General features: G+C 42.0%; 11 protein-coding genes and 3 pseudogenes. 9 read left to right on the plus strand and 5 right to left on the minus strand.

Annotated elements, in window-relative coordinates; translation table 11 throughout:
* Positions 1 to 110: 110 nt before the first annotated feature.
* The 4 genes and pseudogenes from VR7878_RS16220 to VR7878_RS21420 all read left to right on the plus strand — a co-directional run.
* Complete coding sequence (locus VR7878_RS16220) at positions 111 to 1,325, plus strand: cytochrome P450 (RefSeq protein WP_159440488.1); 1,215 nt, start codon at positions 111 to 113, stop codon at positions 1,323 to 1,325.
* Positions 1,326 to 1,781: 456 nt separating this feature from the next.
* Positions 1,782 to 3,737, plus strand: a complete 1,956-nt coding sequence (gene thrS, locus VR7878_RS16225) for a threonine--tRNA ligase (protein ID WP_077337089.1) — start codon at positions 1,782 to 1,784, stop codon at positions 3,735 to 3,737.
* A 69-nt stretch (positions 3,738 to 3,806) separates the two neighbouring features.
* Positions 3,807 to 4,571 carry a thioesterase II family protein gene (locus tag VR7878_RS16230; protein WP_077337090.1) on the plus strand — a complete coding sequence of 255 codons (765 nt, stop codon included), beginning with the start codon at positions 3,807 to 3,809 and terminating at the stop codon, positions 4,569 to 4,571.
* A gap of 209 nt (positions 4,572 to 4,780) precedes the next feature.
* Positions 4,781 to 4,885: pseudogene (locus VR7878_RS21420) on the plus strand (LysR family transcriptional regulator); the annotation flags it as partial.
* A gap of 36 nt (positions 4,886 to 4,921) precedes the next feature.
* Here the strand turns inward: VR7878_RS21420 and VR7878_RS21425 are convergent.
* The 4 genes and pseudogenes from VR7878_RS21425 to norV form a co-directional block, all read right to left on the minus strand.
* Positions 4,922 to 5,143 (minus strand): annotated as a pseudogene (locus tag VR7878_RS21425) (oxidoreductase); the annotation flags it as partial.
* Between the two features lie 101 nt (positions 5,144 to 5,244).
* The gene (locus tag VR7878_RS16245) at positions 5,245 to 5,799 is read right to left on the minus strand and encodes a class I SAM-dependent methyltransferase (RefSeq protein WP_077337091.1); all 555 of its coding nucleotides are present in this window, start codon (positions 5,797 to 5,799) and stop codon (positions 5,245 to 5,247) included.
* 106 nt (positions 5,800 to 5,905) lie between these two features.
* Positions 5,906 to 7,048 carry an NADH:flavorubredoxin reductase NorW gene (gene norW, locus VR7878_RS16250; RefSeq protein WP_077337092.1) on the minus strand — a complete coding sequence of 381 codons (1,143 nt, stop codon included), beginning with the start codon at positions 7,046 to 7,048 and terminating at the stop codon, positions 5,906 to 5,908.
* Positions 7,048 to 8,520: an anaerobic nitric oxide reductase flavorubredoxin gene (gene norV, locus VR7878_RS16255; protein WP_077337093.1), complete on the minus strand. Its 1,473-nt coding sequence runs from the start codon at positions 8,518 to 8,520 to the stop codon at positions 7,048 to 7,050. The genes norW and norV overlap by 1 nt, the downstream gene beginning before the upstream one ends.
* Before the next feature lie 186 nt (positions 8,521 to 8,706).
* Between norV and norR the strand changes: the two genes are divergently transcribed.
* The 4 genes and pseudogenes from norR to VR7878_RS16275 all read left to right on the plus strand — a co-directional run bounded on the left by norR (position 8,707) and on the right by VR7878_RS16275 (position 13,993).
* Positions 8,707 to 10,266 (plus strand): nitric oxide reductase transcriptional regulator NorR, encoded by a 1,560-nt coding sequence (gene norR / locus VR7878_RS16260; protein ID WP_077337094.1) that lies wholly within the window; start codon positions 8,707 to 8,709, stop codon positions 10,264 to 10,266.
* A gap of 367 nt (positions 10,267 to 10,633) precedes the next feature.
* A complete protein-coding gene (locus tag VR7878_RS16265) occupies positions 10,634 to 12,610 on the plus strand; it encodes a type VI secretion system Vgr family protein (RefSeq protein WP_077337095.1) in 1,977 nt (658 codons plus the stop codon).
* Between the two features lie 307 nt (positions 12,611 to 12,917).
* Positions 12,918 to 13,262: pseudogene (locus VR7878_RS21650) on the plus strand (peptidoglycan-binding domain-containing protein); the annotation flags it as partial.
* A 419-nt stretch (positions 13,263 to 13,681) separates the two neighbouring features.
* A complete protein-coding gene (locus VR7878_RS16275; RefSeq protein ID WP_077337096.1) occupies positions 13,682 to 13,993 on the plus strand; it encodes a hypothetical protein in 312 nt (103 codons plus the stop codon).
* A 142-nt stretch (positions 13,994 to 14,135) separates the two neighbouring features.
* Here VR7878_RS16275 and VR7878_RS16280 read toward each other — a convergent pair whose 3' ends face one another.
* A complete protein-coding gene (locus tag VR7878_RS16280; protein ID WP_077337097.1) occupies positions 14,136 to 14,330 on the minus strand; it encodes a hypothetical protein in 195 nt (64 codons plus the stop codon).
* 655 nt (positions 14,331 to 14,985) lie between these two features.
* Here VR7878_RS16280 and VR7878_RS16290 point away from each other — a divergent pair.
* Positions 14,986 to 15,921, plus strand: a complete 936-nt coding sequence (locus VR7878_RS16290; protein WP_139344123.1) for a tetratricopeptide repeat protein — start codon at positions 14,986 to 14,988, stop codon at positions 15,919 to 15,921.
* Positions 15,922 to 15,973 lie beyond the last annotated feature (52 nt).

The following is a 15,973-nucleotide window of genomic DNA, read 5'->3' on the forward strand; positions in this document are numbered from 1 at the left end:
GTTGATGTCTTTTATTATTCATTTAAACCAGAAATGAAATGAGAGATGTTTAGATAATTATTCAATGAATGAATAATATTAAATATATTGATGACAATGAGAGGAACACTATGAATACCCAAATTCTTAATGAATTGATTTTTAACCCGACAGATAAAGATTTCTTATATAACCCATATCCATTTTATCGATGCTTAAGATGTGAAGATCCAATACATTATTCTTCTTTGGGGTTTTGGTTGGTGACTCGCCACAAAGATATTGAAGATGTACTGAGGAATAAATTTTTTGGTAAAAACTTCGGCGCAGTACTCGAAAAACAACTAAATACAAAAATAGCAGATGAACCTGCATTGAAGATGATTAATTTACAGGTTCTAATGTCCAATCCTCCGGCTCACACCAGGTTGCGAAAACTCATCATGACAGCTTTTGTTTCCAGTTCAATCAAGAAGCTACAGCCCATGATTGAAGAAACAGCCAACATGCTGATTGATCGGGTTGAGGCTGAAGGCAGTATGGACATTATGAAAAATTATGCTGAACGGCTTCCATTGATGGTCATTTGCAAAATGTTAGGGATTGATGCAGAAGCTGATATGGATTTTTTTGTCAGTCGGATTCCCAGTCGGTTGTTGGATTTAAAACCAGTTTCTCGTGAGGAACTTGATGAGATAAATCAGGATGTTATTGAGTTAAGTGCCTATATTAAAAAGCTGTGTGATGAACGTCGGGTGTCTCCTAAAGACGATTTAATTACCCATATGGTTCATGCCCGTGAAGATGGTGATATCTTATCTGATGATGAACTTGTTGCAAATATTATGTTAACACTGGGAGCTGGTTACGAGACCACAACATCACTGATCTCAAATGCGTTGCTGTTGTTGTTCCGTCACAAGGAGAGCCTTGAACAAATTAAAGCTGACCCTTCGTTAACTGCGAATGCAATCGAAGAAGCATTACGATATGAGCCTCCGGTACAGATTGCCGCGAGAACTGCTTTAGAAGATACATCTATTGATGGTCAAGTGATAAAAAAAGGAGAAACAGTGATCCTTGTTCTTTCTTCAGCAAACAGAGATGAAGAGGTTTATTCCAACCCAGATATTTTTGATATTTACCGGGAAAATATTCGTCCAATCTCATTTGGTGGCGGTGCCCACCTCTGCTTAGGGGCGCAACTTTCCCGTGTTGAATCAGCAATTGCTATTAATACAATATTAAAGAGATTGCCTCATCTCTCTTTAGATGATGTTGAACAGCCGAATTGGTCGTTACAATTTACAAGACGTATATTAAATAATTTAATTGCTCATTGGTAAAGCATGAACCATTATGAAGATAAAGAATATCCCAATTGACTTCAATTTGGTATAAACTGTTTGTTTCATCATAAATTGGAAGTCCTCTCATTTGATGCTAGGCTTGTAAGCTCTTCGGATGAAATAGAAAAATTTATAATTTTTATGGGACATTAATGGTTGTTTTACCAACAATGGTAGCTTGAGTGGTATCCTATTTATCTGGACATAAGAGGTCTCTGAAATATAAATGATAAAACTCATATTATTTGTTGAGCTTATAATTGGTTTTGTAAACCGTTAGAATCTGGTTTCACTGTAGTACAACTATCACTGTTGCTGTTCAATGGTAGTGACTTCCTATTTTATTGAGAATGATCTTTATTAAGAATATCTAATATAAAACTCTGTGTTAGCATCTAAATTAGATATTTGTTCTGTCTTTGTCATAGTTTTTATTGAAGGAAATTTTAAATCATGCCTGTTATCACATTTCCCAATGGAGAAAAAAGAGCATTCCCGGAGCCCGTCTCGGTTTTGGATATTGCTAGAAGTATTAGCCCAAGTTTAGCTAAATCTGCAGTTGCCGGGCAGGTGAATGATCAGTTTGTCGATCTCTGTGAACTGATTACCGATGACTCAACGGTACGTTTGATCAAAGATAAAGATCCTGAAGGAATTGAAATAATTCGTCATTCATTTGCCCATATGATAGGTCAAGCTGTTAAGCAACTATACCCAGAGGCTAAAATGGCAATCGGTCCGGTGATTCAGGATGGCTTTTACTATGATATTGAGCATGACCCCTTTACGACAGATGATATAGAAACGATTGAAGCGCTTATCCGAAATTTAGTGAAGAAAAATTACGATGTGATTCGGAAAAGAGTCACTGTAGATGAAGCGATTCAAGTATTCACTGAACGGAATGAACCTTATAAAGTGGAAATTATTCAAGAACTGGATAAAAGCATTACACATGTAAATCTATATATTCATGAAGAATATATAGATATGTGTCGGGGACCTCATGTACCGAACACTCGCTTCTTGCGCCACTTCAAATTGCTGAGAGTATCCAGTGCATACTGGAGAGGTGATTCAAGCAAACAGTCATTGCAGCGCATTTATGGTACAGCCTGGAACACTCAGGATGAACTGGAAGGGTATTTACATGCCTTAAAAGAATCAGAGAAGAATGATCACCGGAATATTGGTCGGCGACTTGACCTTTTTCATATGCAGGAAGAAGCTCCGGGGATGGTTTTTTGGCATCCGAGAGGATGGCGTATTAATAAGACAATTGTCAATTATGTAAGTGAACGGTTAGAAACATTTAACTATGATGAGATTCATACACCACAGTTAGTTGACAAGAATTTATGGAAGAAATCTGGGCATTCGGATAAGTATTCTGAAAATATGTTTGTAACTCATATTGATGGACGAGAATATGCAGTAAAACCGATGAATTGCCCTTGCCATATTCAGGTGTTTAATGATGGTCTGAAAAGCTATAAAGATTTACCGATCCGATATGCTGAGTTTGGATGCTGCCATCGCTATGAACCGTCTGGTAGTTTACGAGGTTTGATGCGTGTCAGATCAATGGTTCAGGATGACGGACATATTTTCTGCCAAGAGAAACAAATTCTTTCTGAAGTCGCTTTATTCACTTCTCAGGTGTTTCAGGTATATCAGGACTTCGGTTTTGAAGATAAAAACGTATCGATAAAAATTGCAACTCGTCCGGAAAAAAGAATTGGTTTAGATGAAGTTTGGGATCGAGCTGAAGCAATGTTGCAGGATGCTGTTACAAAAGCTGGTTTCGATTACGAGATACTTCCGGGAGAAGGGGCATTTTATGGACCTAAAGTTGAGTTCCATTTGAAAGATCGTATGGGACGGGAATGGCAATGTGGAACGGTTCAGTTAGATTACATGGTTCCTGAGCGTCTGGGGGCTGGTTTTATTAATGAAGAAGGTAATAAAGAAGTGCCAGTAATGTTACATCGGGCAATGTTAGGATCGGTCGAGCGTTTTATTGCTATTCTGATTGAACATTATGCAGGAGCGCTTCCAACATGGCTGGCTCCACATCAGCTTGTGATTATGAATATATCTGAGAAGCAATCAGATTATTGTCAGGCATTATATGAAACACTTAAGAAACAAGGAATTAAAGCTAAATTAGATATTCGAAATGAAAAAATCGGGTATAAAATTCGTGAAAACACGTTGAAAAAAATTCCTTACTTAGTTGTTATTGGTGATGCCGAAGTTGAAAGTAATCAGGTATCTTTACGGATCAATACTGGCGAAGACTTAGGAAGAATAGATATTTCAAAATTAATTAGTATTGTCTCTGATGATATTAAATTGAAACACCGTTCCCCATTAGTTGCTTTGGATGAGCAATTAGTAGCTATATAAATATTATTTTCTATTATAACCTAAAAGATTTGGCAATCTGTTAGGTTATAATTTGGTTAGGTTTAGGATATGGATTTAAATATAGATGATAGATGGTTGTATTGCCCCAAAAAAAATAAAGATGCAGAAAAAAGGATATTTATTTTTCCACATGCAGGTGGTACGGCTCAAGGATATAAAAAATGGGCAGAAGTATTATTTGAGAGAAATAATGTTGAAGTTTGTATCGTTCAACTTCCCGGACGTGCTGAACGGATGCATGAAGAACATGTAGTGCATATGCCTAGTTTAGTCAATGGACTTTTAGAATCAATCCAACATTTCTTGGACAAACCATATATATGTTTTGGACATAGTCTGGGATGTTTGGTTTGTTTTGAATTAATGAAGGAGATAAGAAGTAAAAGTCTTAGAATGGCTGAGCTCATGATACTTTCTGCGAAACGTGCTCCTCATTTACCTCGCCAATATGATAAGATCTCCAGTCAGTCAAAATTAGATCTTGTTCGTACACTGAAGACATTTGATGGTACACCTTCATTTATTTTAGATGATGATGATCTACTAAATATACTGTTGCCTATTATGCGGAATGATTTTTTATTAGATGAATCATATATATATAATGATTCAGAATCCCTAGATATTCCATTGATGATATTAGGTGCAGATAAAGACTTGCTAGCTAGTCAATCAGAATTGCTAGCTTGGGAAAAACATACATTAAATAAATTTAACTATAAAATATATAGTGGTTCTCATTTTTATATATTTGAACATGAAGATGAAATACTAAATTTAATGAGTGAGGTTATTAATGAAAATCATATTTAATGAACAAGGGGCTGTTGACCTTTCATGATGACTTTGAGCAGTATGGTAAAGGGTTATAATTTGTAATAAATTAACAACTCCATGCCAAAACTAATGCTAACTGATATGGTGGTAAAGCGGCTTCAGGTGATGAGAGCACAGGCCGCATATATAATAAATCCGAACACAGAATGATTTTTGAACACTACCTGAGTGTCCATCGCATTTAGCATCCTCGCTGCGAACATTCACCCACACAGGAGTGGTTGCGAAGTATCATAAAAGATGAATGTGGCAAGTTAATCGTCAAGCGAGTCGAAGATATGGGGTTGGATGACGTAGGCTCTGAATGGGCCTTGTTTTATAGAAATTTAAAGCTTGATTACGACATGGCCAGTTGTCTGGCCATTGGTGGTATCCTCAATATATTGAGGGACTTCATTTAACGTAATTTCGGTGCAAGTTTGCTCAAAATAACTAGTCGATAATAATTCAGCAATTTTTTCCTAGGCGGTAATCCGTCTGCCATGTGGACAGTTCACGGAATCAACACCTTACAAACGAATATTGCGCAAAATAAATGGCATCATTGTAAACACTGCTTACACCGTATGAAGGGTAAGGCAATTTTTATGATGATTCGTCACTCAATCAGTCTGAAATGCGAGGGGAAACACAAATCAGGAATAGGGTTTTAACTGACCTTAAACGTCAGAATATAGTGATCGGGGCAACCGTCGATATCAAAATCGATCACTTCAAACCCGGCTTGCCGAACTTCATTCATCGCTTGTTGGGGTGAGACCCGGGCATTGCTGCCTTTGTAATCGACGAAAACAAATTTCGTATCGCGGGTTGTCTGCTCGCGCATTTTGAGCAAAAACGCATCACGCTCCTGAATAAAACGGTATGTGTTGGCCATGAATACGGTCTCGACATCAGCAGGAATACATGGATCGTCGCGTTGCGATAAAATAACCCGGACATTGGCAAATGTCTCATCAGAAAACCGCTCTTGCATATAAGCTACCATATTAGGCTCACAATCAATCGCGTAGATTTTTCCCTGACGGATGATCTGTGAGAATAGATTAGAGAAGTAACCGGTGCCGGCACCGATGTCAGCGATGACTTCATGTTCTTTCAGTGCAAGGCTGCCAATGATATGGCTGGTTCTTTGCCACTCTTCGCGATTTTCACCGTCAAAGATTTCTTTTAACCGTTCTGGTTCTGCAAAACTAATATTCATGATATTTATCGACTCATAATTTATTGTATTGATTTATCTGTTCTTTTTTGGGCAGCGTATTGCTCGTGCTAACTCATTGGTTATCTGAACTCATCGGTTACCCGAACTAATTACTTGCCTGAAGTTCACGCAGTAGCGGGAATGTCTGACTGACATTGTCTTGCGTCACAACGAAGCCACAGAAGCGCTGATTCTGATCATAACCTTTTGCGACAATGCCTTGTTCGGTCATACTGATTTGCCAGCTGGCGGCCGTGTGACTGTTTCCCCCGAGCTGAATCGGATAGCGAGGTGTTTTCACTTTCGTAATCATGGGGGGAAGTGTCAGTTCACCGGTGTTAGTCAGCAACTGACTCGCCAGTACGTTGGCACTGAGCACAATCGGTTGTAAAAATGCCATGACCTGACCATTAATCTCAGCGCAGTCACCAAGCGCATAAATATCATCAACTGATGTTTTCATCTGCTTATCGACCACAATCCCACGATTGACTGCTACACCGGCTTGCTGTGCCAGCGCCGTATTAGGGATGATTCCGGCGGCAGAGATGATGCAGTCTGCCTGATATCGTGATCCCTGGCTGGTCACTGCGATGAGGCCACTTGCACCGTGTTCGACCGAGACCACATAGTCGAGACAGGCAATGTTTACCCCATCATGACGTAACTGTTTTTCAAGTGCTGTTGCAACAAAAGCAGGCATCAGGTTTTCCATCAGGTGAGCACTGGGTTCGACAATCTGTACCTGCTTACCGCTGGCACACAGATCCATTGCCAGCTCTGTACCGATCAGGCCACCGCCCATAATCACAATACGTTGGGCTCGGGCGATCCGGTGCTGTGATGTCCGGTATTCTGCCAGACTGTTCAGAGTCATCACTTGATTCACCGCGTCTCCGTGCAATTTCGGAATAAATGAGCTGCCGCCGGTTGCCAGTACCAGCTTAGAAAAATGATAACGGCTCCCGTTGGCCGTGATTGTGTGAGTGTTCGGATCAATTTCATCAACTCTGGTATTCGCGAAGAGCTCAATTTGATGCTGCATTGCAAATGCTTGTCCCTTGGCCGATATCAGGTCATCGGCGGTCTGCTGGCGGGTAAACACATGGCTCAGATCCGGTTTGTTGTACTCGTCGCCACTATCGGCGGTAAACAACTGGATCGGCAGATCGCTATTTTTACGCCGTAATGTTTTGACCAGTTGGTAAGCGGCAAAGCCGCTACCAATAATAATCAGCGGAGCATTCATTAAGCAGCCTCCTGACCATTGTTCCCGTGTTCAACAAACACCTCTTTGCCTAAATGGCATTCAGGGCAAAGAAAATAGTCCGGTACGTCGTCCCATGGGGTGCCCGGAGCGACTCCCTGATTGGGTTCACCGAGAGCCGGGTCGTAAACCCAGTTACAAACCGTACAGATCATACACTGGCAATCCGCCGGGTGTGAATCGGCTACCGGCGGTGTCGCGCTTTCAGTTGGTTCGGCAGCTGTCTGTCCGGGAGATTGTGTGACCAGTCCTTCATTGCTCAGTGCCCACAACTTCGCAACCTGACGGCCATGTTCACGGCAGGCACGCATGGCTTGACCGTCGGGACGCCACTTGGTTTTCAGGCTTAACGCGGTTTCAAATCCGGCATCGGTTAAACGCGCATGGATACGGTCAACGGCACCGCCATTCCAGCCATAACTACCAAATGCAGCAGCTTTTTTGTTTTTGAACCGTAACCCGGTGATCTCTTCCAGCATACCGGCAATTTTGGGCATCATCACGTTATTCATGGTCGATGAGCCGACAAAGATACCCTTCGAACGAAATACATTGGCCAGAATTTCATTTTTATCATGTTTGGAGACGTTAAATACTTTTACCGCCACTTTCGGGTCAACATCGTAGAATCCCTGAGCAATCGCATCGGCCATCATCCGGGTATTGTTCGACATCGAATCGTACAGAATCGTGATCCGATCTTCTTGGTAGTGATCCGCCCACGCTAAATACTGGTGCACAATCTGAGTCGGATTATCGCGCCACACAATACCGTGAGACGTGGCGATCATATCTACCGGCAGATTAAAGCTGAGCACTTCTTTTATTTTTGCCGTGACCAGGCTGCTGAACGGGGTCAGGATATTGGAGTAGTAACGCAGACACTGCTCCATCAATTCGTTCTGATCGACTTCATCGTTAAACAGATGTTCATCGCAGTAGTGCTGACCAAAGGCATCGTTACTGAACAGCACCGCATCGCCGGTGAGATAGGTCATCATACTGTCTGGCCAGTGTAACATTGGGGCTTCAACAAAAATCAGTTGCTTGCTATTACCAATATCAAGGGTATCGCCGGTTTTAACCGTTCTGAAATCCCACTCCGGGTGATGATGGTGGCCGACAATTGAGTCTATGGCCGCTTCAGTACAATAAATAGGAGTTCCGGGGATTTTATCCATCAGCGCAGACAACGCGCCTGAGTGATCTTCTTCAGCATGATTGACCACGATAAAGTCGATTGTGTTCAAATCGATTTCCATCTCCAGATTTTGCAGGAATTGAGTGCTGAAACGGTGATCAACCGTATCGATCAGAACGGTTTTTTCTTCGCGAATCAGATAGCTGTTGTAGCTGGTTCCTTTGGTGATTTTATATTCTGTACCGTGAAAGTCCTGTACTTCCCAGTCACGTTGTCCAACCCAGTGAATATTATTTTTTACATGAATCGTCATTGTTCTCTTACCTTAAAACGGTTATCACAGTTGTTTGGATAAGAGCAGGTTGTGTGCCATAAAATTAATCCAATAAATATCAATTGGTTAGTATTTATTGAATGCGGTTTTTATCTTTTTGACAAAGAAATATAATTGTCTTTATGATAAAGTTTTTGTCATATCGACAAAGTAAAGGTAAAAGCTATGGTGACGGAGCAGGTCGGCAAAGCGTGGGTACAGGTTGCATTGGATATTACATCCGGCATTTCTGATCAGGACAGATTCGACAGGTTACTGGCGACAATCCGGCAAACCTTGAAATGTGATGCGTCTGCCTTACTACTGTTTCGGGATCAGCAGTTCGTTCCTCTGGCAATTAACGGGCTCAGTGAAGATGTGCTGGGGCGTCGGTTTGATGTCCAACAGCACCCCCGTCTTGAGGCAATTGCCAGAGCCGGTGATATTGTCCGCTTTCCTTCCGACAGTGATATTCCCGATCCCTATGATGGTTTGATCCCCAATCATGAAGAAGAACTCAAGGTACATTCTTGTATCGGGCTGCCTCTGATGTTGGATGATCGTCTGATCGGTGCGGTGACGATAGATGCGTTTGACCCGACTCAGTTTGAGCGCTTCAAAGATGATGATCTGCGCATCATCAGTGCTTTGGCTGCCAGCAGTCTTAATACCGCCTTACTCATGGAGCAATTAGAACGGACGGCGGGGGTTGAAGCCAGCGCGTCAAGACGTTCCCGTACATTGAATCAGCAAGGAGACATGATCGGGCAGTCCCCGTCAATGCTGGCACTCAAATCACAGATTGATGCGGTTGCCGATACCGACCTTTCCGTACTGATCATGGGGGAAACCGGGGTTGGTAAAGAGTTGGTCGCGAATGCGCTGCACCGCCAGTCCGGTCGGGCTGAAAATGCTTTGGTGTATTTGAACTGTGCCGCATTGCCGGAGTCTGTCGCTGAGAGTGAGTTGTTCGGCCATGTCAAAGGCGCTTTTACCGGTGCGATCAGTCACCGAAAAGGTAAATTTGAACTGGCGGATAACGGCACACTGTTTTTGGATGAAATCGGTGAACTGTCACTCCCGCTTCAGGCCAAATTGCTGCGTGCGCTTCAGTACGGTGATATTCAGCGGGTCGGGGATGACCGCAACATTAAAGTCAATGTCCGGATTATCGCAGCCACGAACCGAGTGATGCATGATGAGGTCAAAGCCGGCCGTTTCAGAGCGGATCTGTATCATCGCTTGAGTGTTTTTCCAATCTTTGTGCCGCCTTTACGTGAGCGCGATAAAGATATCGTCCTGCTTGCCGGTTTTTTTGCTGAACGATGTGCACATAAATTAGGGGTAGCGAATATCAGTCTGGATGCGGCAACTCTCAGTATGATCCAACGTTACACTTGGCCGGGTAATGTCCGTGAGCTTGAACATGCCATCAACCGAGCCTCCGTAATTGCCAAGTCTGACTCTCCCTCAGAGCCGATTACGCTGTTGCCACACCATTTTAACTTTGCCGTCGAGGTTGCTGATCTCTCCGGGGCGGAAGAGCCGTCAGATCAAAGTATGTCTGAAAACCGGCTGGTCGAACTGCAACATCACGGACTCAAAGAAGCCATTGATCTGTTTCAGGCTCAGTTCGTCCAGTGTGCCTATCTGGAAAATGATAATAATCTCAGTGCTACCGCGAAACAGTTGAAAATGAATCCGGGAAATTTACACCGCCTGATGAAGCGCCTCGGCCTGAAATAAGGGGTGAAATTGTCTGACCCCCACACATAAAAGATTCACCAGTCGATGCAAGTCCGCAGCAAAATGTGGATTTTCTATCGGTCATGTTTTGCTGCTGCCTGATGAGCTGATTGAGTTGTATGCCATCAGGCTGAATGCAAAAATGTTATCTTCATTCAAAAAACAGCCTTCCCAAAATCAAACTGACTTGATAATGCGTGAATCCTGACCTGCATGTTGCATATAATGGTCCGACTTGCAGATCCATTTTTATTTCATATAAATCATCTGGCTGCGGTAGCGTGGTGAATCAGGAAAGGCTTGGTTGAAAAAATACCAGTCACCATGTTCCAACAATCATAAAGAAAGCAACACGAAGGGTGTTTACATGGCAACGTTAGGGTTCAGGCTCACCATCGATGGTGTCAATGATGAGACATTGGTGGTCCGTGACTATCAGGGGATCGAGTCCATCTCAGATTCAGTCGATGATCAAGGCCAGCCGGTTTATGGCTATCGCTATACCATCGATATTGCCAGTCGCAACAGCGACCTGAGTTTCGAGCAGATGGTCGATAGCACCGCACTGCTTGAAGTGCTGCGCGATCATGAGGTCGTGCAAAAAGTTCACGGCATTATCCGCAATTTCAGCCGGGGCGATACCGGTCACCATCATACCTTTTATTCACTTACCTTGGTGCCGTCACTGGAAAGACTGTCGCTGCGCCATAACAGCCGGATCTTCCAGCAACTGGACGTGCCGGAAATTCTCTCGGTGCTGTTTCAGGAAATGAATATCAATGATTACGCATTTTCGGTGCGGCGTGAGTGCGCCAAACGCGAATATTGCGTTCAGTACCGTGAAACCGATTTAGAATTCTTCCACCGTCTGGCGGCTGAAGAAGGGCTGATGTACCGCTTTGAGCATCAGCAAGACAAGCATGTTTTAGTCATCACCGACAATCCCGAAGGGTTCGGCCGTCTTGCCATGCCGGTGCCGTATAACGCCTTGTCCGGTGGGGTGTTTGAGCAACCCTACGTCTCAACTTTGACCGAGCACAAACAGACACAAGTCAGTGATGTGCAGCTGAGCGATTACAGTTTTAAAAAGCCGTCTTACAATATCACTCACTCAGCGACGGCTTCGGATATGAGTTACCAGCGTGGTGACTATGAACATTTTGACCACCCGGGGCGATTTAAAGATGACACCACGGGTCAGGCATTTACGCAGATCCGCCTTGAAGCGCTGCGCCGACAAGCACATACCTTCAGCGGTAAAAGTAACGACGCACAGCTTCAGGCTGGTCAGCGGTTTGATTTGATGGAGCACTTCGACAGTGAGATGAATCGCAATTATCTGCTGATTCAAGTCGCCCATCAGGGCAGCCAGCCGCAGGCGCTGGAAGAGTCCGGAGGCAGCGGTGCGACCACATATGCCAACCAGTTTGCTGCCATTCTCGGTGATCAGGTGTGGCAGATGACACCGCGCAGTAAACCGATCCTCAAATTCCCGACGATGGGGACAGTGGTCGGCCCCGAAGGGGAAGAGATCTACTGTGATGAGCATGGCCGGGTGAAAGTACAGTTCCCTTGGGATCGCTATGGCAGCTCAAATGAGCAAAGCTCTTGCTGGTTGCGTGTGACACAAGGTTGGGCCGGTGCGCAGTACGGGATGATGGCTATTCCGCGCATCGGGCATGAAGTGGTGGTGCATTTCCTTAATGGCGACCCGGATCAACCGATTATCACCGGGCGGACATACAATGCTAATAATGTCACGCCATATACGCTGCCGGAGCACAAAACCAAGACGGTGATCCGCACCGAGACTCACCAAGGGGACGGTTACAACGAGCTGAGTTTTGAAGACCAGTCGGGCAGTGAGAAAATCTATCTGCACGCGCAAAAAGATACCGACACGCTGGTTGAAAACGATGCAACCACGCATATCAAACATAATCAAAGTACCACCATCGATAATGACCGTTACAGCCATATCAAGGTCAATGACCATCACACGGTCAGCGGTGAAGCGCGCACCAAAATCGCCAAAAGCCAGACGCTGATGATTGAAGGCGAGTTGCATGTCAAAGCAGGCAAAGTGTGGGTCAATGACGCGGGTACAGAAATCCACATCAAAGCCGGTGAGCAAGTCATCATCGAAGCCGGGAATGAAATCACCCTCAAAGCCGGTGGCAGCTTCGTTAAAGTCGATCCGTCAGGTGTCTCTCTCAGCGGTGCCGGGGTGAATCTGAACTCCGGCGGTAGTGCCGGGAGTGGCAGTGGGTTTGCGGGTGAGATGGCAGAATTGCCGTTATCTGATGGGGATCGAGTTGAACTGGGAGTAAGTTATGCCGACTAAAAAACCATTGACAGAAATTGCGAGTCATCGTCAATGCCGTTTAGGTGAACGAATTAATTTACCGGATGGGACTCCGGTGAATGCGACCATTCATCTTATGGATGAACTAGGGCATATTTTGGATTCAATCTCTGAAGCACTAAAAGTTGTTGAGAAGAAGATTGAGCACTTCCTGAAAATTGATGATTTAGTGAAGCAAAAGAATATTCCGGTAGAGAAAGTCTCTCAGGTTAAAATCGAAGTAGACATCGATCACGATAAGGCAAAGCAGAAGAACAATCAGTTAGTGCTAGATGTGATTCCAACAGTATTGAAATCAGATTTATTAAAACCATCAGAAGCACTCAATAAGCTAGCAGTCAAGAAACGTAAATTTTATCGAAAAGGTGATAAGGGAGATGAAGTTGAGTTAATTCAGAAAGCTCTAATTCAGCTTGGGTTTGATTTAGGGGCTGCCGGTGCTGATGGTGATTTTGGGAGTGGGACGAAGAGTAAAGTAGAACTTTTTCAAAATAGCTATAAACCTAAAAATGATGTTCATCCAGATTATCAATTAGGTGCTGCTGATGGTATTGTTGGTCAAAATTCGATTAAAGCATTAGATGAGGCTTTGGTTGATGGGTGGAAATATGAAGTTAAATTATGGAAAATTATATTTAATAAACCAACCACTCTGACTGGTACATATAATCAATCAGTAGAGATTGTAAACTCCGATGGAAATGTAATTCTAAAAGTTAGAGGTAGTAGTAAACCTAATCCATTTAAACCTAAAAACTCGTCTATTAAGGGGGAAGATGCTTATCCTTATGTTCAATCTGGTACATATAGTGTTGACCACGGATTACATAAAGGAAAGCCTGCATTAGTATTAAATTCAAATGGTTATGTGCCTACTATAAATATAAACCCTAATCACCCATCATATGGAAAAAATGCTAATTATATCCACATACATTGGGGGTATTCTAAAACATGGAGAGGATCGGCTGGTTGTATGACAATCCATCCTGATGATTGGGCTTCATTTTTATCATCGGTTCCTGTAGGAAAAGGCGAGGTTATCATAAAATGAAAAAGATCATAATATTACTATTTTTATTCACGGATTTTTCTTTTGCACATGAGATAGTTGAAGAATATAAAAAACTTTCTTCAGATTTCATTGTAGAGTATATAAAAGGTAGTGGTAATGCTAAAGAAATTGCATTGAAGCAGTTGGATATAGATCCGTCTGATTCAGCGGCTTTATTACGATTGTCTATCTCTTTAGATGATAAACAGTGTAAAAATATTAAAAGTTATTATCTTGAATTAGGATCTGAAAATGAGATTCAAGATATTTCACGTGCGATTATACAAAGAAGATGTCACTTTAAATAATTATGTTAATAAAAATGGCAATATGGATAATTGGCTAATACTTTATTGATTTTGAATAAATACACATACAAAATAATCGAGCCACAAATGTAGCTCGATTATCACATCACAAATACCAGTCATGTTTTTATAAGATTAGTTTTTATAAAAGACTTTCATCCCCGTCTTCATGATACCGACAATAGTGGGTGGTGATTAAGTTATTGAGATAGAGTAAAACTTCACACATTTCATGTCGGTTTTCCCGTTGTTCCGCCAGAAAAATCTCTTCCAGTTGGCGTAAATATTCGCGGGCTTTTTGTGATAGTTGTGGATCATAGTGGATGGTTTCGAACATAGTAAATTCCCAGGTAAAGTTGGACTTTGTTCCACCACGGAAAGGGACCAATCTTTTGGTGGTGGACTGTATCGGGTTTGGTCCTACCGTTACCTAGGCTACGGCCAGCCCGGAGGCTGCCCAATCAGTCCACCATAATTTTCAGGCGGCACTGATAGTCGCATAAAAACAGTTCGCTGAGAACCGTTGTTTATGCACCTAAGTATTCAAAACGGGGGACCAATCCCGTCCCGGAGTGTTTCCGGTACAGGGTTAGATTAATGAACGTCGGGCACAGGTACAATAGACGCAAGTATGGAAAAAGTATGAGGTTCTTCGAGTCAGTTCACTTTTCTGATGGAATCTAAAAGAGAAGCGCTATTGATGATTAAAACGGGTATACAATCAGCCAGATGAGAATTGGATGAAGGTTATTCAGCGTACAATACAACTCAATTCATTATGGCAACGTTAGGGTTCAGGCTTACCATCGATGGTGTCAATGATGAGACATTGGTGGTCCGAGACTATCAGGGGATCGAGTCCATCTCAGATTCAGTCGATGATCAAGGCCAGCCGGTTTATGGCTATCGCTATACCATCGTTATACACAAAATATATCTTATGATTCTGGAAAGAAGAAAATATAACAAGATCTTAAAGGGGATATTTTGTTATGAAAAATGTAGTAATAAATAGTTTAACAGGAATTTTGGGATTAACATTATCGATGTTTGTCTTCTCATATACATTATATGACCCCCAAAAATTTGATGAAGAGTCATATGAGATAAAAAAAATAGACGTTAATTTTGATGGTAAATTAGACTATGTTGTTTATAGTAAACCATTTATGGGGGATGAGTTGTATTTCTTTGTCAATAAAAATAATAAATATTATCTATCTCTCAAAGGGTATAATTTTTCCCAAGATGGTGGATATATTATGACAAATATTTATCCTGCTTCGGACAAAAGTAATAGATTAAATATAAGGACTTCTTTTCCTGGTGCAGGCAATGGTGAAATAAATTATCTGATTTCATATGAAAATAAAAAATATTTTCTAGATGAAACAATTCATACAGTTAGATATTCATTTGATAAAGATGGACGAGTAGATATTTGCACTGTAAAGCAAAATATAGATTTACAAATGCTCTACTCTAAATCAAATATATCTCTCCATGAAATTCCTAGTGAAGATGAAAGAGATGAAAAATGTACTATATTATTTAAAATAACGGCATCCATTGATGACTTTATTCAAAGAGTACGTGAAGAACCATACAGTACATATGAGACAACTCAACGTTATGAAGCATTGATTAATAAGTATAAAATAACTAATAAAAATGTAACTCAGTATAATGATTTGGCTTACTTCCTAGAAAAGCGTGGAGCATACAAAGAATCCATTTTTGTCCTTAGACATATTGTTAAAGATTTTCCCTCTAGAACTGTTGCATATATAAATCTAGGTGATGCACTTTGGGGAAAAAAAGATAGAGATAAAGCGAAGGATGCATATCAAACTTATATTAAGCTAATGAAAGAGCGTGGGAATGAGAGTAAGATTCCGAAACAAGTATTTAAACGGGTGTCTCTGTGATATTTAAGAGTGTGCTCTTTTCCTTGATAACTATAATGTTATCTGGATGTGT

It is taken from the genome of Vibrio ruber DSM 16370 (assembly GCF_900163965.1).
GTDB classification, from domain to species: Bacteria; Pseudomonadota; Gammaproteobacteria; order Enterobacterales; family Vibrionaceae; genus Vibrio; species Vibrio ruber.

Coding starts and splice junctions, on each gene's coding strand:
- norW (WP_077337092.1), bottom strand. CDS start 7,048: ATGAATGCTCCGCTGATTATTATTGGTAGCGGCTTTGCCGCTTACCAA.
- VR7878_RS16245 (WP_077337091.1), bottom strand. CDS start 5,799: ATGAATATTAGTTTTGCAGAACCAGAACGGTTAAAAGAAATCTTTGAC.
- norV (WP_077337093.1), bottom strand. CDS start 8,520: ATGACGATTCATGTAAAAAATAATATTCACTGGGTTGGACAACGTGAC.
- thrS (WP_077337089.1), top strand. CDS start 1,782: ATGCCTGTTATCACATTTCCCAATGGAGAAAAAAGAGCATTCCCGGAG.
- VR7878_RS16230 (WP_077337090.1), top strand. CDS start 3,807: ATGGATTTAAATATAGATGATAGATGGTTGTATTGCCCCAAAAAAAAT.
- VR7878_RS16275 (WP_077337096.1), top strand. CDS start 13,682: ATGAAAAAGATCATAATATTACTATTTTTATTCACGGATTTTTCTTTT.
- VR7878_RS16280 (WP_077337097.1), bottom strand. CDS start 14,330: ATGTTCGAAACCATCCACTATGATCCACAACTATCACAAAAAGCCCGC.
- VR7878_RS16220 (WP_159440488.1), top strand. CDS start 111: ATGAATACCCAAATTCTTAATGAATTGATTTTTAACCCGACAGATAAA.
- norR (WP_077337094.1), top strand. CDS start 8,707: ATGGTGACGGAGCAGGTCGGCAAAGCGTGGGTACAGGTTGCATTGGAT.
- VR7878_RS16265 (WP_077337095.1), top strand. CDS start 10,634: ATGGCAACGTTAGGGTTCAGGCTCACCATCGATGGTGTCAATGATGAG.
- VR7878_RS16290 (WP_139344123.1), top strand. CDS start 14,986: ATGAAAAATGTAGTAATAAATAGTTTAACAGGAATTTTGGGATTAACA.